The following is a 21,650-nucleotide window of genomic DNA, read 5'->3' on the forward strand; positions in this document are numbered from 1 at the left end:
GCGCCTTCCATTATTCAGCAGCTTCCCGATTTTGGTTCGCGAGAATTCCGGCCAGTTCTTCAACAGTGTCACGCAGCGTGGTCAGTGGCTCAAGCGCACCTGCAAGCTGGGCGACACCTTCGCCCAATGCGCGGTCGATTTGACCAACACGTTCGTTGAGGTTTGTGGCGTGGCTGCCTGCCGCGTCGGTGATCTTCTCGAGCGCTGCTCCAAGTGAACGATCGACTTCCTCAAAGCGCGCCCGATATTCAGACCAGGCTGACGAGGCTGCTGATGCGGTTTGGTTCAACGATACAGCGAGCTCGCGCATCTCTTCTCGGGCGTTTTCAGAAGACTGCGCGTTTTTGACGACGACGGCCTCAACCGATTTGACAGCTTCGGCGATCGACAGGGCAGACTGACGGACAGGAGCAGCGGCAGCTTCGACGTCGTTGGCAACTGTACCGAATGCTGTGGCCAGATCGCTCGAACGGGCTGCGACCTGCTCGATAGCGCGAGCGTGGTCGCCAATAGCGGTCTGAGCCGAAGATAGCCGATCAGCCGAAACCGAGATCGCGTCGCCGGCGTCCTTCATGCTGGCAACAAGCGGAGTGCCCGCTCCGTTGAAGCGCTCCACGAATTCCGAGAAGGACTTCTCCATCGCTTCCTGGCCGATCCGTGCAGCGTCATTTGCGGCGCTGGTCGAGGCTTCCCCGAGCTGCGTGGCCGCCGCGGCCAAGCCAGCTTTCATATCGTCCAGGGTCGAGCCGAGGCTGGTGAGCAGTTCATCCATTCTCTGGCGCGCAAGTGTGCTCGCTTGCTCATTTTCCTCGCGCATGCGGTCGGCGATCACGCCGAAGTTGCGATTAAGGTCGCCAAAGGCAGTGCGCATCTCTTCTGACGCTTGGCCGAACCGGCGCACTGCCTCTTCGATCTGCCGGTCCGCTTCTCCTGTCTGTTTCTCAAGTCGCTGCGACATCGTGGCCATCGACACGGTCATTGCCCCGATGGCCTCAGCAAGGCCCGCCATCTCGGCGCCCGCGCTCGAAGCGATGGCATCACGGACAGCTTCGCCGCCGCCGCCACTGATTTTGTCGATGCCTTGCTGGATAGACCCCAGATGGGTGATCATCGGAGCCATCTGCTTTTCGAGAGCGCCATCGAGCGCAGCAGCCAACTGCTCGGAGAAGGTACGGAGGGCGGGGGTCTGTTCCTTCAGCTGCTCCAGCTGATCGCTCGCAATGCGCTGCGGTGGGAGATAGGCCATGCCATGCTCAAGCTTGTCGCAGAGCATGGAGAGGCCGTCATTGATCCGCTTGCCGAACCGGTAATCGTAAGAACGCAGGACGATCGACGCCACGATACCGCCCACTGAGGCCCAAAACTTTGCGCCGGCGACCTTCATCAGTTCATTGAGGCGCTCCTGCATCGCATCGACCCCACCGCTGAAATCCAGGGTCGACAGGGCAGCAATGATGCCAAGGAAGGTGATCAACAGACCGATTGCGATAAAGATGTTCGCAAACCAGTTGAGCCCGCGATGACTGTCTCCGAGATTTACGAAGAAGTGCTCAGGGCGGGCCGAATTCTGGAGAACATCTGCGGACGGATCGACGATCGTTTCGCGAAACTCTTCCCAGGTGCGGCGCAGTGGGAGCACCTCGGGGTGCCCAACCTCCATCATCTGCTCATCGATTTCATTGAACCGACGGGCGAAGGCAAGCCGCGCTGAATCGATGTCCGCCGTGCTGCCACCAGTCACATCATCGAGGAGTCGAACCCGTGCTTCGATCGCTTTTGCAAGCGGCTCATGGAAATCGCGCTTGTAGCGGGAAGATATGGCGAAGGCCGTTCCAACTAATACGACGGCCAGGAAGGCAGCCATCGCATCGCCGATGAGCGGAATCTTGGTAAAGAAGAAGATCAGACCATGACCCAGCCATTCGGTAATTTCCACGCAATCCCCCTGAACCTCGGCAAAATCGACGATCTCTGCTTCTATGCCGGGAAGCAGACAGGTCTGCCCATAGCATTCAAACAGGAGATCCCCGAACAGCTCGAACGGTATCGAACACGCCCGCTGCCGCCAAGACTGGTTCCATTAGGGACATGAGAATTCTGTAAATTACTGATGTGTTTGGCGGCTATGCGATGACGAGGCTAGGTAGGCTTCGACCTTCTCCAGCGTCCGCCGCCTTGGCCGCCGCCCCAGCCGCAAGTCCAGAACAAAGCGCGGATCTCCCACTGCCCTTCGCCCGAAGCGGGTAGCCGACATGTGGGTCTCTTTGAGATGACGCTCGATGCGCTCCAGCAGCTTCATGGCCTACCTCGAATCAAATTTGGCTTGTGTTCTTGTTATGTTCTTATTAGGAAGACTCCATCGAGTCTAGGATGAATTCCTACACCTCTCCTGGACCGCCCCTTGAAAGGCGACGCAGATGGAGAATGTCAGGGAAGAGCTGGATCGCCTGATCCGGCAGAGAAACGTGGGTTATTCCGCGGTGTCGCGGCTGCTCAATCGCAACCCCGCTTATATCCAGCAATTCATCAAGCGCGGCTCACCGCGCAAGCTGGACGATGAGGACCGGCGTATCCTTGCCCAGTTCTTCGGGGTCGATGAGCAGGTGCTCGGTGGGCCGGCGCTTCCTGTGCGTGATGGCCTGGTTGAAGTGCCAATTCTGAACGTCGATGCCTCGGCCGGTTTTGGTGCGATCGCGGAAAGCGAGACGGCCCATACCCGGTTCGGTTTCGATGAGCGGTGGCTGGGGAAGTTGACCCGGGCGAAAGGGCCCAGCCTGTCAATCATCCACGTCCATGGGGAGTCGATGGAACCGACGCTGCGGGACGGCGATGAGGTCCTGGTCGACGCATCGGATCAGGGCTCGCGCCTGCGCGACGGAATCTACGTGCTGCGTGTCGACGATGCGCTCGTGGTGAAACGTGTGACGATCCAACCAGGCGGACGGCAGATCACCATCTCAAGCGACAATGCCGCCTACCCGACCTGGACCGACGTTGAGCGCGCGTCGATCCATGTGGTCGGTCGGGTCATCTGGTTCGGTCGTTCTGTCTGATCTGCCGCGATCAGATCCCTGCAAATCGCTCTCGGTGGCGGGCCACGAAGTCTGCCCTTGGATGCAGTGATCGATCACGCGGCAACCGGATTTGCTGACCGGCCGGCGGAAACAGCTGCAGAAGCTCGGACGGCACCTTGTTGTGTGACACGAGCAGGCAGAGGTTGTCGTCGAAGGTGATGAGGTGACGGTCAAACAGCCAATGGGCTGTCGCTGACAAGGCGACCCCGTTCTGGACGATGTCAGGACCGCCATCGGCAACCGACCAGATGTGGGCCGCCTGGGCTTCTGCCTTGCCGCCGCCATTGACGATCCTGAGCCCGGTGACGGCGCAGGTGTTCTCGTACGCATCGAGAACATGGTTGCGAAAGTTCGCGTCACGGATCTTGCGGTTTAGGAGCATTTGCTCGACCCGCCGCTCCGCGAACTGATCTTGCAGAAGCAGATTGGTCTCCGGATCGATGCGCGGGGCATCGAGCTCAAACCGGATCCGGTTTTCGGGATCGAGAGTTTCGGCAAGGCCCGCATTGACGATCGCCACGAAATCCTCGTTCTCCAGCTTGCGGACCGACTTGCCGCGCAGGTTTCGCCCGGCATCGCCCGGCCGTGCCATCTCGCGCAGAAACCGCTCGGCAAACCGGCCGCTGCCGTCGCGGTACGGAACGGGCTGATCGAACTCGAGGTAGTCACGCACACGCGCGTAGAAGTGGCTGGGATCGCTCGGGTCCGCGTCGATGCGCTCGACGAAGGCAGCAGCGATGTAGGCCATGCGACCGCCAGAGACGCGGGTTTCGCGGTAAACGATCCAGTCGCGCTCGAGATCTCGGGCAACCGAAAGGTAATTGCTCGGAAAGTGATACCGCTCGGTGATCGCGTCATCGTACCGCGAATTGCCACTGATCTCGAAAACGCCCTTCACAGTTCCGCCCTAGCCAAAATCAATGTGCACCAGGTTGCCTGGAGAATGTCCGGCGGTCCAGGCTCAACCTCGCAGAGATTAAATACCGATTTCGAATGGCTTGGTACGCTCCTTGACCAGTTCTGGCGGCTTTTTGGAATGATCCTCCTTGCTTGGTGACCCGGCAGCCTGGCCTTTCGCTGCAGCCTCGCGCAGACGCTCGGTCACTTCCAGCGCCGAGGTCTTCTCCCCGCTATTCTGCGAAACCGCCCTCCCGAACTTGTCGGTACTGTCGACGACAAGGGTCAGATGGTCCCGCAGCCGGGTCACGGTCACGAGGAAGGTCTGTTGGTTGGCCAGATTGCGCTCCCGGCTGTCCATGACGGCAATGCCTCGATCCGACGTCAGACCTTGCGCCATATGGGCATTGAGCGCGTAAGCGAGGTCGAGCCGCCTGAGCATCGGGTCGGTGCGCTCCAACTCGTGTCGCAGGCCCGTAGAGGTCACCACAGTCACTCGCGAGCCTTCGACCGTCTCGATCCTCGCCTGGTCGGCATTAAACAGCCCTCGGCGATGATCATTCTCGGTCCACCGGATCCGGTCACCGGCATGGATCGACAGCCGCTTCTCCTCGAAGAGCACAAGGCGATCGTCCTTCGCACCGGGACGGATCCGGCTCGGCCGAAGGGTTCGTGCCTTACCCTTGTCATCGACGAGGAACACCTCGCGCGTTGTCTCGTCGATCCTGTCGACCTTGTATTCGCCGCGTGGGAGCCGCTGATGTTTTTCGGGGCTCCGAACATCGAGGACCATGCCCGGACGGTATGCCGAGACATATCGGAGCTCCTCACGCGTTGCATTGATCCGTGACAGTACGGTCAGGTCGAGCGAGGTTTTGCCGAGCTCACCGTTGGCCTTAAGCCCCCGCTGAACAGCTTCGTTCACCGCGGTTCGCAAGGCCCGACCCGAGGCGTAGATCGCGGTCCGCTCCCGCTCTAGCGGCGCAAGCTGGAGCCATTGCTCGGCAGCCGTCAAAGCGCTGTCGCCTGATGTCTCGATCGTCGAGTTCTTGAGATGACCAAGTGCGGTTTCCACGTCACCCGTTTGCGCAGCAGCCTGGGCCAGACGCAGTTGCGGATCCCGGCCGCGCAGATTGGTCGTCATTTCAGCGCGCGCGATACCGGCCTTCTGGACGAGATCAAAGGGTTTGCCGGCATCGACCGCGCCGAGTTGGCGGGCATCGCCAACAAGTACAAGCCTGCGCGCGCCAACCAGATTGGCCAGCGTGACCAGACGCTCCTTGTCGCTGTTCGAGACCATCGAGGCCTCATCAAGAACGAGGACCCGGTCGCCCAATGCGGCTCTCGCCTCGGCCATCAAGCCAGGATTTCCAGGATGCTCCAGCAGCGGTGCCCAGCTCTTGAGCAGGCGCGCCAAAGTCATCGAGCGAATACCAGTGTCGCGCTCCAGCATCTGCACCAGGGTGTTCTGGACGGCGAGCCCGATGATCTCCTTGCCTTCCTCGCCGAGGATCTGTGCCACGGGCTTTAAAACACTGCTCTTGCCCGCACCGGCGACACCTTGGATGGCGATTGTCCGGTGGGTCGAGCTGAGGATCAGGCGGGCGGCCGCTTCTTGGCCACCATTAAGGTCGATGCCGTGATTGATGGCAGCGACGGCCTTGACCCGTGCCCCTGCCTCATTGCTCCCGAGAACGGGGGCCACGGCGTCCCTCCCGGCTTCGACCGCGGCGAGAATGCGATGCTCGCTCGCGAGCGCATCACGCGAGGTCAGCCAGCCCTTGTGTTCACCTGACCCTGGAACGAGTTCGCCCGAACGGACCAGCGAGCTGACCCGCTGCTCAATGGCGCCAATGGTTGTCGGCAGACCAAAATCCAGCGCCGATTTGAACAGGGCCTCGCGCGGAAAGGCCGCTTCGCGCTGCGAGAGGTGGCGTACCGCTGACGCTGTAGCCTGGGCTGCGGCGATGGTCTTGCGGTCTTGCTTAAGGACGTGAGCCGGGATCAGTGGATCGGCAGGATTGCCCCTGGTGCGCTCGGCAAAGTCCCTGAGCCAGGCCCTGCCGCGCTCGATCAGGCTGGTGCCAGCCGCGGGTGCGTCCTGCGAGGAATGCGAGTGACCCTGTGCTCGTTCAATCATGGCCTTCAGGTCGAGCCCTGCTGCCCGGGCGTGGTCCTGCCAATCCGCCGTCAGGGCGCCCCTATCGGCGACGGCTTGTTTGGCGCTGCGGGTATCGAGGGCAGCGATCTTGCCCGCTTCAAGGCCCGGGCCGCGGCGTGCGTCCAGCACCTCCTGCCGCCTTGTGGAGAAGGCCATGACCTGGTCGCGAGAAAAGCCCGCCGCCTCGAAGTTCCCGTGCTTGCCGACAGGACAGACTTCATAACCGAGCTTCTCGACCGAGAGACGGAAGCGCGCCATCGTCATGCTGTTGAGAAGCGTATTGAGTGACCAGAGCCGGTCGTTCTTCAGCGTCCGCCATTTGTCATCGGCACCTTTCGTGACGTTGGCGATGACGGCATGGAAATGGAGGTTGGGCTCCTGGTTGCGATTGGTATCGTGCTGGAACAGCGCCACGGTGAGATTGCCGGTCTGCACGGTCCGCACTTTCCCGTTTTCGACGAGACGCGTCTCTGCAGCATTCTTCTCGGCCCACTGGAGCGTTTCCACCACGGCCTCGCGGTAGGCCTCGATGATCCGCTTGTCGCCGCCGACTAGAGCGAGGACCGACCAGCTCTTGGGCAGGGAAAAGGTCAGATCGGTGCCGGCTCGGTGCTGGTTTTCGTGACCAACCCTGGTGCCATCCGGAAGCTCGCCCTTGAGGAGCTTGTCGAAGACTGTGGCATCGACCGCTCCGGAAAGGCCAAGGGCATCGGCTCCTGACCCAACCCATTGGCCTGAGCGATCCGCGTCTGCGCTTGCGTAGTAATTGTCAGCAGCAAAGTAGCTGGCTGCGCCGGACGCGGACCGGATATTGGCAACCGAGAGCATGGCTTATGGTCCTTCAAGCAAGGTGCCCCCTTGCTGTGGTGCCCTCAAAGGTCGGGTTCGTAGAAGTCTTGCGCCCCGCTCTCGACGCCGCCCTCCAACAGGTCCCGTTCGGCCCGTTCGCGGGGGCTCGGGCTGTCCTGTGATCGCGGAACCGCGATTGGCTTCGGATCGCCTGAAGCTGGCTTTTCTCCGTGTGCTGACGCTTTCCCATCGGGGGATGGCTGCGTCTCATCGGTCGCTTCACTTCTACCGGAAAGAAGCGGCCCGGGAGGCAAGGTTGTAGCCGGCCCAGAACTCGTGAGCGCTTCGGCCGATGTTTCGACATGGGCTTGTTCGCGAGCGCCCTGCAAGACCTGTGCAGAGGCTTCGGACAACCGCTCTTCAGGCAGATGCGCGGCGTCAGTCGGCGAACCGGATACACGCTGAAAGTCCAACTTCAACTGCTCGGGAACGACCGGCTTGCCGGCGCCGTCGTCATTCGCGGCCGGGGCGCCGTCAACAGCTTCGGCAGGCAAGGAGGCCCATGCCGAGGGATCCCCGCCATCTTCATCCGCCGCGTGTGCCCCTGGGCCAGGCCGGAGCTCCCGCGCGATGAATCCCTCGGCCATCCGCGGCCAGCGGCGCGGGACAAGCGTGACCGGAGCGGCAGGAAATCCGTCGGGGAACTTGAGGTAGCCCGAGAGCCTCGGCAGGTTCATGAACTGATCGGGCAGCAGCAACGGCTCAATCTGGCGACGGGGCGTCAGGCTGACGGCGTCGCGGGCATTGTTATAACCGTAGCTGTACCCTTCTTCCATGTCGCGGACCTGGCGATGACCGATGAAGTCGGAACACCAGGTTGCCGTTTCCCGGTCCGCAGTGGCGAGGATCAGCTTGCTGCGCGCGAGCGACGATAAGGTCATCGCCATGTTCTCGCCGTAGACCTCCTTGAGCTTGGCAAAGGCATGGACGCCAGTGACGATCGCGCCGCCAAAATTGCGCGCGGTCTGCAGGCCTTTCTCCAGGGCGGGCAGCCGGTGCAACGCGCCGAGTTCGTCGATCAGAAACCAGACCCTGAGATCGGGCGTACGCTCCATGGTCATCAGCGTGTTCATGGCCGTGTCGAGCCACAAGGTGAGCAACTGCGAACAGATCGACATGTCGACGTAGCGTGCGGAGAGGAACAGGATTGAGCCCGATTGGGAGCTGCCGCGGATCCAGTCCCGTACCGAAAAGCGCGGGCCTTTAGCGGGTAGCAGCTTCAGTGCCTTGGCGTTGGCGTTAAACACAGCGCGGATTGATTCCGCCATGCGCGCGGCTTCTGGCGCTGTCAGCGGATCGGCAATGGTGCCACGCATAAGCTTGTGCACCTGCGCGAGGTCGGCGGTCATGAGCCGAGTGGCAAGCGCCTGGTTGCTGGCCTGACCGGTGCGCTGGAGATGCAGGCACATTTCAACGAAAAGCATACGGGCTGCGAGCACCCAGAACTGCTCGGAACCACCGCCATCGTGCGGAACCAGCGCCTCGGCTGCGGCATGGAATTCGCCTTCGCTGGTGCAATCGTTGAATACGCTCCAGTTCGGGCAACGGGCATCGAGCGGGTTCAGAATGATGTCGCGGGTCGGATCGTAGAAGGTCTCGATAAAGGCTCCGGTGAGATCGAAAACAACGGCCCGCTGTCCGCGTGCCCGGCCTTCGGCAAGGAGTTGGCTGAGGGCAACGGTCTTGCCGGTGCCAGTGGTGCCGATCAGCATGGTATGGCTTTGCTCAAGACGCCACGGCCAGGATACGCCCGCGAGATGTGCCGGACTGTAGAAGCCGGCTTCCTCGGTCGCTGCTGTGCCTGCCAAACGCCATTTCCATCCTAGCGCTGCGTGCAGTTCGCGGGCACGCTCGGCGCGATTGTGCCGGTCGATCTCCGCTTCGAGTTCGTCCAGCGTGACGAGCATCGCCCCGCGCTCGTGCTTACGCTCCTTGGACTTGCCTCCGAACCGCTCCGCGAACCACCAGAAGGCCGCAAAGGCCGGGATCAGGACAAGCGCCGAAAGCCCGATACCGCGCCGGATGGCACCACCGAGTGCACTCCAGGCTTCGCGCATGGGCGGAAAATCGCGCACGACATTGAGAGGAAGGCGGACAGTTCCGCCACCAGCCATGTTGAGTTCCACCAGCTTGCCGGGATCGAACTCCATGAACGCGTAGCCGGAGGCATAGACATGCATCCAGGCGAGATAGACCTGGTGATCGCTGAGCGTGGACGTCACCTCGAGATAGCAAAGCCAGGCGCTGACCAGGAAGGTCACCAGCAGGGGGCCTTTGAGCCCCGCTGCGAACATGAAACCGAAGTGTCCGAGGAGCTGGCTGCCGCGGGTGAAATTGAGGAGATTACGCTTCATCGCTGCCTCCTTCGGGCGTGGAGGCGCTGAGTCCGAGACGGGCGAGACGACGGTTGTAGGCGTCGTGCGTACGCTGCCTCAACGAACCATCGGTATGGCTGGCCAGGAGCGCATCGAGGGCAACCGTGATGAAGAGGTTCTGCCGTACCGGGTCGAGGGCCGCAGGCCGCTTTCGCGCTTCGTTTTCACGCTGCCATGCGTCGATCAACTGGTCGCGAATGACGATGCTGACGGAGACCTGCTGGTCCCGGGCCTTGCCCTTTATCCAGTCAGCAAGTGGGCGGGGAACGTAGGTCTGAAGACTGAGATGCCGATCCATGTTCGGGGTCCTATTGACCCTTGCGAACCCGGTTCGATCTTGCGGAAGACAAGAATGAGAATAAATCAGGAACATAAGCCTGTCAATCGCGGAATATGCAAATACTATCAATGGTTTAACTGGATTCGATTTGCCCGCAAATCGCGAATCTGAAGCATGCTTCGCGATTGAATTGGTTTGACACCAGCCCTGAAATTTCGCCTATCACTCTGAAAAAGCTTCCTTAAATCCAGCAGTGTCACTGCGTACGGTGTGCTCACTCTACCAAGCTGCGAGAGGGTGATCCGGTCACTTCGCCGGACATGCAGGAGGGAATGAAGAGCCTCGATAGCGCGGAACCAAAGCGCGTGCGGGCGCCGATGCCCGCACCCCGCTCATCGGGCCCGCTTATGAATCGAAACGAACCGACGGCGAGCAAAATAAAAGGGCAGGAACCGTTCCCGGCTCCCACCCTTTCCGGCGTCAGAATTCATCCAGCATCGATCCGTGAATGGTGTGGACGACACGTGCTGCCAGGTGTGCAGGCAGAGCGCAGTAGTCGCCTTCATCGAGGGCGATATATCCGAGCTCTTCGTCTGCCACGATGTGCTGATCGAAGTAGCTATGCAGTGCCCTGCGTTCGGCGAGCTCCAGGGCCTCGAAGTAGCTGCGGGATGAAGCGGTGCAAGGTGCAGAATAAGCCATGATGATCCTCCTGAGATTGTCTCGAACGACAGGAGAAAGTGCGATGTTCGTGCACACGACGGGTCAGGGACCGCGCTCCTGCGCGGCCGCGTCAGCGGCGGTGGGGGAAACGATTTTGTCGGGGGAGGGATTCATCCCTTCTCCGGCAAAATGGTGGGGCCCTGCCGTCCTTGAGGCGGCATGTTGACGGACATCATGCTGGGCATTCCGTGAGCCAGCCCCTCTACCCTCGCGGTTTGCACCGGACGGTTGCGGGCGGGCTCCGCTTTTCTCGTTTTCCTACACCCGGCGCGCGGTGGCAGATGCGCTCTCGAGGGATCACAAACCAAGGGGGCGGAAAGGAATGACATGCCCCGTAAGAACAATCCGGTCGATGCCTTGAAGAAGCTCCGGGAACAGCGCGATGAACTGGCGGCCAAGGAAGCAAAACTCCGCGACGAGGCTGCCCTCGTCCTTGGCCACATTCTGATCGAGTGCGGCGCCGAGACGATCGAACCAGCGCAACTGCGTCAGATCGTGCGAGGAGCAATGGCACTCGGGATCGAGGAAACGCTGAAGCGGATAGCTCCCGCGTAAGCCCAACCCGGCGGCGGCAAGGGGTTCGATGCCCCGCGCCGCCGCATAGGACCAGAGCAAAAGAAAAGGCCCCGATGGCGTCTGCCACCGGGGCCTTGTCGTGAGGGAAAGACGTTCAGTCCTCGTCGATGTCCGGCGCGCCCTCGTTGCTGCCCGAACGGCTCTTGGTGAGGAAGTCGACCTTGTCGGCGATGATCTCGCAGCCGTATCGCTTGGTGCCGCTCTGATCCTCCCACTGGGTGTAGTGGATGCGCCCTTCGACCGTCACGAGCTGGCCCTTGGTGCAGTACTTGGCGACGTTCTGGCCCAGGCCGTTGAAGCAGGTGATCCGGTGGAATTCGCTGTCCTTGGCGGTGTAGCCGTTTTCGTCCTTGTAGGTCTTGCCATCCTTGCGGGCAGGACGGTCGGTCACGACCGAGATCGAGGTGATGCTGGTGCCGCCCTGGGTGGTGCGGGTTTCGGGGTCGCGAGCGATGCGGCCAACGAGGATAACGAGATTGGTCATGGGCTTTCTCCTGATCGAGCATTCCGGGTCCATCCCGGCTGCAAACCCGAGCAGAAGCGCCCCGCGGCGAAGCGCACCGGAGGGGAACCCGGAACTGGTCCGGGTGGTGCGGGCAGCCGGGCACGGCCCGGCAACTCGGCCGGACCTGATCCGGGTTGCGCGTCTCGACGGGGGGTGATTCAGGGACAGGTTTGTATCGAAGCCGGGTGGAGCCGGATGTCCTGAACAGGTCAGCCCTGCCTCGTTTCCCTCCGGTCTTGGCCGGATCATTCCCCCGCCAGCCACCCACCGGAGAACCCCTTTCTAGATCTCGGTACGGACCGCTCCTCCAGCAGGTGGCGCACTCCTGGACGCAACTGCTTCGCCGGGGAGAGGCATATCGATCGTCACCCCTTCAGCGCCATCCAGAGGGTTGCCTCGCAGCATCCAGGCCTGCGGCGTGATCAAGCGCGCCCAGTCCGCAAAGGAGGGGATCGAGCCCAGGTCTTCGCGTACGTGCTGTTCGCCGACCAGACGCACCGGAACGACGCGGCCATCGGTATTGACGAGGGTCTCGCCGAAGATCGCCTCCAGCATGAATGTCCCCTCGGCATGGTGCCGCAGCGCGCGGTGACGGGGGTCTGCGAGAATTGCCTTCGACTGGTCGAACCACTGGTGCAGCGGGAGATAGTCATCGACCGTGCCGCCCCATTTCCGGACCGACGAGAGAGCGTGGTAGTAGCAGTGGGCCATGCCTGATCTCCTAGAGCTCGGTCGAATGATCATCGGTCGCGATGAAGCGCAGGCTGCAGTCGAGCACGAAGGTCGCTTCAGGCACATCGATCACGAGTTCGCCGCAGGCACCATCGTTGATCTCCCAGCCTGGATGGTGGCGTTCGAGTGCCAGATAGGTCAGCTGTTCGAGAGCTTGTCCGAGTGATTGCAGCTCTTCGGAACCGGCACGATCAACGCTGTCTGCTTCGCCTTCCATGAGGGAGACTTCCGGGCACGGGATCGCCGCGCCGGCTGCATCGAGGCATGCACATTCTTCAACGGCACCGCTGTCGCCGCAGCCATCAAAGCGGATCTCGACGCGGGCGATGCCAGCGTGCTGCAAGCGCGGAAGAATGGCTGCCTTGAGCTGCTGGATTTCTTCGGCAACTTGCACCTGCCGCTCCGCTTGCCGGACGACAAAATCGGCCATCACGGCCTCGATATTTATCATGGAATGCCTCCTGGTGAATGAAGCCAACGGCTATTCGCTGGCTCCAAACGACAGGCGCGCGCCTTTCCTCTGATGGATGACGCCAGCGCCGATTTGGCGCTGGCGCGAGGATCGGCATGACCTCAGTCAGTCCCTGCCGAAGTGCTCTTCGGATTGGTGCCAAGGGGCCCGCGGCGATCGACAACGGTGATCCGCCGAGTCTTGGCCTCGATCACCAAACGTTCAAGTACGCCATTGCCCGGAAAGGCGATGACGTAGCGCGGATCGAGGGAGAGCATCCGCTCGTTACGCTTGAAGCCGGCACGGGCGCCGAGGCGCATATCGAGCGAAAACGTGACCTGCGGGATGCCGCGACGTTCAGCCCAGCTCGATGCCAAACGGTCGACGCCCTTGGTGTCGCCGCCGTGGATGAGCACCATGTCAGGGACGCGGTCGCGGACCTTGTCGAGCGTGGCCCAGACGTTGTTACCAAAGGTCAGAGCATCGTCTTCGGTCGCATGGCGGGTGCGTCCGCCAGCGAAGACGACCGGGGTTCCTTCGGGCACTGCCGCACGGCGCTTAGCCTCGGCACGGGCACGCAAGAAGTCGCGCCCTTCGACCAGTGCGGAGGTGAGCATGACACTGTGATTGAAGCGAGAACTGGAGACCGGCTTCCACGATGACCCGAACTCATTGAGGTAAAGGGCTGCTGCGACCTCGCGCATCTCTTCGAGCGCCAGCATGGCACTTTCGGCGCACTGCGCCCGCTCGATCTGCGTCTCGAGTTCATGGGTGTGGACCTCGGATCCATCGGCCGTAGAAATCAGCGCGCGGACCTCGTCGGTCGCCCGGTCAAGGGCCGTCGATTTGCGTTCGGCCGAGCGGTGAAAGATGTTGACGAAAGCCCAGCCAAGATCCTCGGCGTCGGCTTCGAGAGCTGTCCCGGACACCATGGCGAAAAGATCAGACCAGACCGCTTCGAGAGTTTGGACGACCGCCTCCCGGACTGGGAAATCGCTTGTCGATACGGGAGCTGGTCCAATCGAGAAACCGGCAAGATCGAACCCGGCGAGTTGGTCGGCAAATGACGTGTGCATGGGGTATCCTCCTGACTGACGTGAGGCCGACGCACCCGTTCATGGCTGCGCCAGCGAGAGCCCGTCAGGGTCAGCATTCAGGCAGGATTGCGCACCCGTCAGGGGAAACCCGGCTTGGCGGGCTGGCGCGGGCAGGCCTTGAGCCTGAAGGGCGACGGCCAACACGGGCCCGCCCAAGCCGGGTTGCGCAAGGCTGTCGGCTGGCCCAGGGCCTCTCTCGCATGGCAACAGACCATGAGCGGTCGGCAAAGCTCAGTCAGGGACGGCAACCCAAAGCTCTGGGCGTGACCAACTCGCGGAGCTCAAGCTGCGCGCTTGGTGTAGACCCCCTCGCCGTTCGACATATGCCCAAGGCAATCGTAGTCGCCGAACATGGCATCGAACCGGGATGCAATCTGGGACAGCCAGCGCTGTGCGCGGGGTGAACGGGCCGTGCGCCAATCGGCGTCCCAATAGGCCCCGTCATCGCGTTCGACGATCCAGACGGCCACCAGCCCGCCATAGACCGATACGCCGAAATCCGCATAGGCATTGCGCAAGAGGGTCCGGTCCTCCCGACCGCGCCAGGCGTCATGCGGGATCAGGGACGGAAAGGCTCTGGATGCCCGTTCGCGCAGATCCTCGCGCAGCCATTCGTACTCAAATTCCCAGTCGTCCTCGGCTTCGACCTCGAGAACCGTGAATGCGACGATTGCGCCGCTAGGATAGCTGACCGATCGGCCCATGATATCCTCCCTCAAGCCGCGAGCGCAGCGTCGTCTGACGCGTCGTCAAACTGTTCGGGCATGACCCTTCCGCCAAGCTTCAGCAGCAGGGTCGACGCCTCCTCAGCCTTGGCGGCAGCGGTCAGGATCGCGCGATTGTCATCCTTCAGAAGCTTGAGCCAATGCTCGATGTAGCTCGCGTGGCTGTCGAGATGCGTGACCGGCAGCCCCAGCTCAGCGCCGAGCATGGCGCTCGATAGTTCGGCTACCAGTTCTTCGGCGGCATAGGCCGCCGTGCCGAAGCGGTTCTTGAGATCACGTCCCAGTCGGCTGGTATGGCCGGTCCAGTGCGACAGCTCGTGGGCGAGCGTGGCATAGTAGTGGTCAAAGCCGGAAAACAGGCTCGTCGGCGGCATCGTGACGCGATCGCTGGTAGGTTCGTAATAGGCTTCGCAGCCTTGGTGACGCAGATGAACGGGGATGGCAGCGAAGAAGGCGTCGAGGTCGGCCTCGCGCCCTTCAGGCTCGACCAGCTCCAACGTCGCGGCCGGATGCAAGCGCTCGGGCAGACCTTCGACCTGATCGGCATTGAAGACCGGATAGGCCTTGAGCACCCGGCGGGCTTCGTCGGCCTTTTCGCCGGTATCGGGGGCTTCCACCTCTTTGGTGTAGCTCTTGTAGAAGATCGCGATGGTCGACTTCTCGCCCTTGCGGACCTGGGCGCCGAGCAATTTTGCCTGGTTGTAGGTCATCCAGAATGGCGAGGCGTAGCCGCACATGTCGGCGACCATCCAGAGCCAGAACACGTTCATGCCGCGGTACGGGATCCCGCAGGCCCGCAAGGGCCGGGAGACCGGGACACCGCGCCACGGCTTGATCCACGGCTTTGTGCCAGCTTCCAGACGGGCGATGATTTCCTGGGTGATACGGGCGGCGGGCGACAAGCCGCCGCCCTGCTCCTTGCGATAGGCCATGATGGTTCTCCTGATTGAGGCATCTGGACAGTCGGCGACAGGTTCGCCGGTCAGTGCCACAGGTTCACGGGCCCCCTCTGCTCTGCTTCCAAAAAGGAAGCGGCCCTCCGGCGTAAGCCGAAGGACCGCTTCTCGAGGTACGAGTGGCCTTGCCTGTCAGGAGGAGGTCAGGCGGCCAGCTCGCGGGGGGTATAATTTTCGCCGTCGGTACCCGACTCAGCGTCGCTTGCGTCGATGTTGGCTTCGCCCGCCTCCGGCGTAGGGCGAGCGAAGCGCATGACCTCAGGTACCCATGACAGAGCCTTCTCGCGCACTTCGACTTCTGTGATGTAGGTGCCAGCAAAGACGCGCTCGGCACTCATCGCGAGATCGCCCTTCTTGACCGAAGCAAAGCGCGAGGAAAGCTCGAGACCGCCGACGTCGGTCAACGCGTCGAGGATCACCTGCTTTGACACTCGGTCGAAGTAATTGGCCGCCGTCGGGCGCCACCACTGCGCCATGTCGATACCGATCAGGCTGCCGAGATGGTCCTGGAATGGCAACTGACGCTCACCGGCCATGTTGAGGCTTGCCTCGAGCGAACGGGCGACGACGTAGCCCAGCCAGGCGGCGCGGCTGTCATCGGGCAGCGCACGGAAGAGATCGAAGCGGGACGTCGCCTCGGAATCGGCACGCCAGCTTTCGTCGAGACTGGACCTGAGCTCGGCAAGCGCGCTGCTCGCCGGCGCATCCTTGGCTTCGAAGCCGAGGATCGGGCCTGCCGGAACAGGCGCGCGCAGCGTGGTCGCGGCCCGCGCCCGCCAGTCGGGCGTGTCGGCATCAGCCAGCGTGAAGACCATGACGTCGAGCGCAAGCCCTGGATCAGAGGCAACATGCAGTGCCAGAACATCGCGGCGCTGCATGGCCAGTTCGTCGACCAGACGCTTGGACAAGGTGGTCCGGCGCCTGTCCGAACCGTCATCGCCCGGAATGACTTCGATCCCGCTGTCGGCTTCAGCGGGTTCAGTCTGACGCTCGCCGTAGAACACCGGCTGGAGAACCGGCGTGCCATCGCGCGAGAGCACCAGGATCATACCTGCTTCGGCCTTGAGTTCGGCCGCAATGACGGGCGGCCGGGCCCGGATTTCCTGGCATTCGCGTTCGATGGTCTCGATTGCCGCTTCGGCCGCCGCCACAGCCTCTTCGGCGCTGTCCTCGTCGTCAAGGATTGCCGCGTGCTCGTCATAGGAGGCATCGAGTTCGTCGAGCTTCGCCAGTTCCGCTTCGGTGAGCGGCGCCGGTTCTGCAGGAAGCCGGACCAGCCCTTCGACCAGATCGTGGCTGGCATAGGGATCAAGCGTGGGCTTGACCCAGGCGAGACCCTGTTCGGCTGCGAGCGCCTTCGCCTGTTCTTCCATCTTCGCCGCCGCGAGGCTCTCGAGCAAGGCGACATCGACCCAGGATTCGCTGTCATCGTCGTCGAACAGTTCGCGCTCGATCCGACCGCCGGCGGCGATGTAGGCGTCGCGGCCGACAAGGCGGGCCCGGGGATCGCTGCCCCGGACAGTGCCGGACAGGACCATGCGCCGGATGCTGTCGGGATTGGGCGCATAGTAGGCCGAGGAAACCTGCTCAAATACGCGGGCCTGGATTTCCTGGTCCGAGGTCGCGCCAAAGGCCTTGGCGATGTCGAGAGTGATCTGGCCGGAGGCCAGTGCCTCGAAGACGACGGGCGCGAGCGTCGCGAGACGCAGGCGGCCTTCAACGAAACGGACAGTCAGGCCGAAGCGGCGGGCAACATCTTCGACAGTTGCACCGCTTGAGACGAGAGCAGCAAAGGCCTGGGCTTCATCGGCGGGGTTCATGGCTAGGCGGTGGAAGTTCTCCGCAAGGCTGGTCTCAACCGCGGCTTCGGCACTGTCCTCGAGCACGAGGCACGTGACTTCGTGATCGCGGGCGAGGATCTTTTCGTCTGCAAGTGCAAGCATTGCGCGGCGCCGCCGCTCGCCGGCTTCGACCTCGAACTTGCCCTTCGCGGCAGGCCGGACGATGAGGTTCTGCAGCAGCCCATGGGCAGCGATGCTGGCCTTGAGTTCGGCATCGGCGGCTGGATCGCCGTGACGGCGGACATTGCGGGTGGACTGAACAAGCTTGTTCAGCGGGATCGACTTGATCATGGGACACACTCCTGATTGTGAGCCCCGTGCATCGACCATCGACGCCCAAATGGCTCAATCAGGGCAAAGCCCACTCTCCTCTAGTACGTTCGCAGCAAATCTCCCGACAGCAACGGGCTATGACGAAATGACCATAGTTGGGAAAGAGCCGTCGCACACATGTGACAAGCCGAACGGCAGCTCTTGTCAGAATAGGACCTTCAGCACCCGGCCGACCGTCGTCGATCGACGAAAACTGGGCCGCTTGACGACGGGTAGCTTGTGGGCATCATGAAACTAAATCAGCACAGTGATCCATTGCCACATAGGAATGGTAGAGGCTAAATCGTCCTGATGGGTGATAAAGACGGGACAAGCCATTCTGCCGAGGGTGCAGCTCTGGGCTTCTGGTATCAGTCGCTCTATGCGTTGCTCATCCTTTTGGAGCAGTCATCTGATGAATCTGCAGTCGCCGTAGAGCAGCTTGATGACATCGCGCTTACTGCGGACGGCCATGACCTGCTTTATCAGCTGAAGCATTCAGTTGCAGCCAAGCCTTCGCCAGTGGGAATCAAGTCGCGCTCGTTATGGCGCACCATCAAGGTATGGGTGGATCTGCTCCCGAAGCTGAGCCTGGCTGAAACCAGCCTTCACCTCGTGACGGTGGGCGGCATTGTGGAAGACGATCCGCTCACGGCTCTGACCGAGACCGACAGCGACCGAGATGCGTTGGCGAGCGCGATGTCAGAGGAAGCGCAGCGCGTGGTGGATGCGCGGGCAGAAGCAAAGGATGCAGGAGAATCCTCTCTCCCATTTGGCGACCGAAAGGACGGATGTGAGGCATTCCTGACACTGCCAACGATGGTCAGGCTGAATCTGATGCGCCGCGTGACGCTGAAGATCGCTAGCCCCACCGTCGGCGAGATTGAGGATCACATAGAAGCCCGGCTGACGCTGCTTCCTGCTGGGCAACGCGCGCAGGTCGCCAAAAAGCTTGTCGAGTGGTGGGACCGACAGATCGTTTACAGCCTGTGCGGCAAGCGCGAGCGGGTCATCGCCCGACCCGAATTGCAGGCGCAAATCAGCGAAATCATTGCCGAGCTGGATCAGGGCAAATTGTCGGCTGACTTTGAAACCGTGCAGAAACCGCTCGAGTATCAGCCCAATGGAATGCTCACGCGCCAGATTGCCCTGGTAAAGGGTAGCAATGCTGACATCGACAAGGCCATCCGTGAAGAATGGCGTGCCCGCGCGCAGCGCGCGCGCTGGGCAACCGAGAACCCCGCGATTGCTAGCATGATCAATGACTATGATGCGGTCCTAACCGAGCACTGGTCGGATAGGCACAGCCAAATGGTGGAGGATTGTCAGGATTTCGAGGAGGATGGAAAATGCAAATCGGGTCTCGATCTTCTTCGCTGGACTCACAATGACGCGCCTACGGCGGTGAGGCCGATCCAGGAGGGCTTCGGCGCCGCCTACTATGTGCGCGGCAGCTATCAAGTGCTGGCGATCGATCTCCATGTGGGCTGGCATCCCGACTACAAGGACCTTCTCAAGGACGGTGAATGACCCGCGCACATGACCTCTATTCCGAGTTCAATCCCGCTTTCTGCACATATGCACTCGCGGAATTTCTAAAGGCCTTTGTCGAGGTTGACGAGACCGGCGCGGAGCTGCCGCTCGCCTATATTGCCTTGCCCATTGCCCTGTCCGAGGACCTGGCTGCCTCTTTCGAGGGCACCAATAAGAAAACTGGCCTTCTGGAGTGGCTGGAGCGGACACCACAGATGTCTGTTGCGCTTGCCGAGCGAGTCAACGCCAGCCTCGAGATCGTTACAATGGCGGTGCGCTATGGCTGCTTCGCAGACGTGTTTGTTCTTGGACGGGACGGCCGCATGAGGCTCGGTGCAAAGACGGTGAAGGCAACGGCGATCACCAAGCTCGATGCTGTCTCGACCCGCGCGATACGGCGGGCAGGAAGATTGGGGACATGGTTCGCGATGGCTGGATCGACACGAAATATTTTTGGTATCCTGGGACTGACTGTATGAACCGCTGGAACATCGCCAATGTCTTTTTCCTCGGCATGGCAGGACGTCGGCAGGACATTTCGTTCAACCTTGGCGAAGTCAACATCATCACCGGCGCCTCCGGGACTGGAAAGTCGGCACTGATCAAAGCGATCGATTATTGCCTTGGCTCGAGCAAGTGTGAGTTGCCGGTACACATCCGGCGGCACGCAATCGCCGTCGGCGTGAAATGGGTGGCGGGCGAGGAAGAAATGATTATCGGCCGGCATATTCCGCCCGATGGTCAGGCGACTAGCACTCGGATGTTCGTGACGGCGGGCAAGAATCTGCTCCTCCCCAAGAGTGTCGATGACTTTGACGGCGCCACCACGCTCGAGGCCGCAAAGAGCTTCATTCAGAAAGCTTTTGGCATAGGAGATTTGAGCCATCTCCCAGACGCCGCTGGCGAAACGAAGGGCCGCACGAGCGTCCGCCATGTCACGCCATATTTGTTCGTAACAAAGGAGGTAATCGACAGCGAGTCGGTGCTCCTGCATGGCATGGAGAAGGCCGACAAGGCCAAGGACATTGTCGCGACTATGCCTTATTTCCTGCGGGCGACGGATGAGGAAAGCGCGATGGCGGAGCGCAAGCTTCGTCAGCTGCAGCGCGCTCTCGCGATAGAGGAAGGCCGTCAGCGCAGCCGGCGTGCTGCCGATACGGCACTGAAGCAGCGCGCTATCGGACTGCTGACCGAAGCGCATCGTTTTTCGCTCGCTGACAAACCAAACGGCGATATGGACGAAGACGAATTGCTTTTGCAGCTGCAGGCAATTGCCGAAACCGAGAATGATCCCACCACTTACCCGACCGAGGGAGAACTCGGCGTCCTGCATGCAAGCAGGAAGGAAATACTGGTCGGCCTCGCAACCGCAAGGCGCAAGCGTCAGGCTGCGCGGGTCGCGCTCGCCGATGCCTCAGGTTTCCAGGGTGCTGTGACCCGGCAACTGAACAAGCTGAAACTAGCGGAACATTTGAAGCTCGATTCAGCCGCACATCTCTGTCCACTATGTGATGCGCCATCCGAGCGCGGGCGCGAGACAGCGGCAGTGCTGGCACATACCCTGGCGAAGGTTCGAGACGAAAGCTTGGCTGTGGAACGTGTACACCCCCAACTGGTCGAGCATGACGAGGCCCTGACCGCCGAGATCAACCGCCTGAGCCGAGATCTTCGAGAGACGGATGAGAAGATCAGGAGCTGGCTTCGCCAGACTGATGAGACCCGGCGCCTTGCGGATGTCGCGCAAGCGCGAGCCCATCTGCAGGGCAAGATCGCCTTCTTTCTGCAAACAAGCGCGGATGAGCCGAGAAGGCCCGGTGCCGATCTAGCTGTGCTCCGAGACGAGATCGCCCAGTTGGAAGCGCAAGTCGATCGTGAGAGCAAAGACATCCGCCTGAAGCGCGCGGAGAGCAAGATTTCACAATATGCCTCTGAGGCACTTTCCTTCTTACCAACCGTGGCCCCCTGTGTGGGGTCGGAGCTCTATTTCTCCTCGAAGGAGCCGGAGGTCCGCGTGATCGAAGCTGGCGGTAAGGGCTCGATGCTGCGGCTGCCAGACGTTGGCTCCGATCAAAACTATCTCGCTATCCATATTGCGCTAGCCTTCGGACTGCAGCGCTACTTCGGCGAGGTAGGTGCACCTGTGCCTGGCATCCTCGTCCTCGACCAGATCAGCCGCCCCTATTTTCCAGCGCAGTCGGGCGATGAAGACGAAAAGGCCATCTCGGGCGGCGAAGAGGATGAGGATATCAAGGCGATGCGCCGCCATATCGATTTCCTCTTTAAAGAGGTTGAACGGCGAAATGGCCTACAGGTGCTGTTGATCGAGCATGCATATTTCGAAGACGACGCTCGCTATGTGGCCGCCACCCGCGAACGCTGGACGCGCAGCTCGGGGAATGCCTTGATCCCACCTGACTGGCCGATGCGGAACTGATCGAGGCTTTGGTATTAGCCGGGAGACTTCGGTATGGGGCGGCCCCAATTAAGGCCTTTTTTGGGGGCGGCCATGATGCCGGAAAATCCTGTGTCATTCCTGCCCTCCCGAATGACAAACGTTGATCCA

General features: G+C 61.5%; 18 protein-coding genes. 5 read left to right on the top strand and 13 right to left on the bottom strand.

Going from position 1 to position 21,650, the window contains the following annotated elements; genetic code table 11:
* Positions 1-10: 10 nt before the first annotated feature.
* A complete protein-coding gene (gene zorA / locus ACU0AG_RS10925) occupies positions 11-1,936 on the bottom strand; it encodes an anti-phage ZorAB system protein ZorA (RefSeq protein ID WP_482782311.1) in 1,926 nt (641 codons plus the stop codon).
* 481 nt (positions 1,937-2,417) lie between these two features.
* On the opposite strand from zorA, the gene ACU0AG_RS10930 reads away from it, so the two are divergent.
* Positions 2,418-3,053, top strand: coding sequence for a S24 family peptidase (locus ACU0AG_RS10930; protein ID WP_184081895.1), 636 nt, complete (start codon positions 2,418-2,420; stop codon positions 3,051-3,053).
* A gap of 10 nt (positions 3,054-3,063) precedes the next feature.
* On the opposite strand, the gene ACU0AG_RS10935 is transcribed toward ACU0AG_RS10930, so the two are convergent.
* The 5 genes from ACU0AG_RS10935 to ACU0AG_RS10955 form a co-directional block, all read right to left on the bottom strand.
* A complete protein-coding gene (locus tag ACU0AG_RS10935; protein WP_482782312.1) occupies positions 3,064-3,972 on the bottom strand; it encodes an HNH endonuclease in 909 nt (302 codons plus the stop codon).
* 78 nt (positions 3,973-4,050) lie between these two features.
* Positions 4,051-6,960, bottom strand: coding sequence for a MobF family relaxase (mobF, locus tag ACU0AG_RS10940; RefSeq protein WP_482782313.1), 2,910 nt, complete (start codon positions 6,958-6,960; stop codon positions 4,051-4,053).
* A 44-nt stretch (positions 6,961-7,004) separates the two neighbouring features.
* Complete coding sequence (locus tag ACU0AG_RS10945) at positions 7,005-9,335, bottom strand: type IV secretion system DNA-binding domain-containing protein (protein ID WP_482782314.1); 2,331 nt, start codon at positions 9,333-9,335, stop codon at positions 7,005-7,007.
* A complete protein-coding gene (locus ACU0AG_RS10950; RefSeq protein WP_482782315.1) occupies positions 9,325-9,654 on the bottom strand; it encodes a hypothetical protein in 330 nt (109 codons plus the stop codon). Before ACU0AG_RS10950 ends, ACU0AG_RS10945 begins: the two co-directional genes overlap by 11 nt.
* 462 nt (positions 9,655-10,116) lie before the next feature.
* The gene (locus ACU0AG_RS10955; RefSeq protein WP_482782316.1) at positions 10,117-10,338 is read right to left on the bottom strand and encodes a hypothetical protein; all 222 of its coding nucleotides are present in this window, start codon (positions 10,336-10,338) and stop codon (positions 10,117-10,119) included.
* A 348-nt stretch (positions 10,339-10,686) separates the two neighbouring features.
* Between ACU0AG_RS10955 and ACU0AG_RS10960 the strand changes: the two genes are divergently transcribed.
* Positions 10,687-10,914: a DUF6437 family protein gene (locus tag ACU0AG_RS10960; RefSeq protein WP_482782317.1), complete on the top strand. Its 228-nt coding sequence runs from the start codon at positions 10,687-10,689 to the stop codon at positions 10,912-10,914.
* Positions 10,915-11,029: 115 nt separating this feature from the next.
* Here ACU0AG_RS10960 and ACU0AG_RS10965 read toward each other — a convergent pair whose 3' ends face one another.
* The 7 genes from ACU0AG_RS10965 to ACU0AG_RS10995 form a co-directional block, all read right to left on the bottom strand.
* On the bottom strand, positions 11,030-11,419 hold the full coding sequence (locus ACU0AG_RS10965; RefSeq protein ID WP_482782318.1) for a single-stranded DNA-binding protein: 390 nt from the start codon (positions 11,417-11,419) through the stop codon (positions 11,030-11,032).
* Between the two features lie 303 nt (positions 11,420-11,722).
* A complete protein-coding gene (locus tag ACU0AG_RS10970; RefSeq protein ID WP_482782319.1) occupies positions 11,723-12,151 on the bottom strand; it encodes a DUF6915 family protein in 429 nt (142 codons plus the stop codon).
* 10 nt (positions 12,152-12,161) lie between these two features.
* Entirely contained in the window at positions 12,162-12,623 is a 462-nt protein-coding gene (locus ACU0AG_RS10975; RefSeq protein WP_482782320.1) for a DUF6878 family protein, read from the bottom strand.
* Between the two features lie 122 nt (positions 12,624-12,745).
* Positions 12,746-13,699 carry a DUF2493 domain-containing protein gene (locus ACU0AG_RS10980; protein WP_482782321.1) on the bottom strand — a complete coding sequence of 318 codons (954 nt, stop codon included), beginning with the start codon at positions 13,697-13,699 and terminating at the stop codon, positions 12,746-12,748.
* Between the two features lie 302 nt (positions 13,700-14,001).
* On the bottom strand, positions 14,002-14,424 hold the full coding sequence (locus ACU0AG_RS10985) for a hypothetical protein (RefSeq protein WP_482782322.1): 423 nt from the start codon (positions 14,422-14,424) through the stop codon (positions 14,002-14,004).
* An 11-nt stretch (positions 14,425-14,435) separates the two neighbouring features.
* On the bottom strand, positions 14,436-15,377 hold the full coding sequence (locus ACU0AG_RS10990; RefSeq protein ID WP_482782323.1) for an ArdC family protein: 942 nt from the start codon (positions 15,375-15,377) through the stop codon (positions 14,436-14,438).
* Between the two features lie 167 nt (positions 15,378-15,544).
* The gene (locus ACU0AG_RS10995) at positions 15,545-17,533 is read right to left on the bottom strand and encodes a ParB/RepB/Spo0J family partition protein (protein WP_482782324.1); all 1,989 of its coding nucleotides are present in this window, start codon (positions 17,531-17,533) and stop codon (positions 15,545-15,547) included.
* A gap of 333 nt (positions 17,534-17,866) precedes the next feature.
* On the opposite strand from ACU0AG_RS10995, the gene ACU0AG_RS11000 reads away from it, so the two are divergent.
* From ACU0AG_RS11000 to ACU0AG_RS11010, 3 genes are read left to right on the top strand one after another with little or no spacing between them, the layout of a single operon-like run.
* The gene (locus ACU0AG_RS11000; protein ID WP_482782325.1) at positions 17,867-19,084 is read left to right on the top strand and encodes an ABC-three component system protein; all 1,218 of its coding nucleotides are present in this window, start codon (positions 17,867-17,869) and stop codon (positions 19,082-19,084) included.
* A complete protein-coding gene (locus tag ACU0AG_RS11005) occupies positions 19,081-19,566 on the top strand; it encodes a three component ABC system middle component (protein WP_482782326.1) in 486 nt (161 codons plus the stop codon). Before ACU0AG_RS11000 ends, ACU0AG_RS11005 begins: the two co-directional genes overlap by 4 nt.
* A complete protein-coding gene (locus ACU0AG_RS11010; protein WP_482782327.1) occupies positions 19,563-21,521 on the top strand; it encodes a DUF3732 domain-containing protein in 1,959 nt (652 codons plus the stop codon). Before ACU0AG_RS11005 ends, ACU0AG_RS11010 begins: the two co-directional genes overlap by 4 nt.
* Positions 21,522-21,650: the final 129 nt, after the last annotated feature.

The sequence above is a fragment of the Erythrobacter sp. RANMB8 genome, from assembly GCF_056848235.1.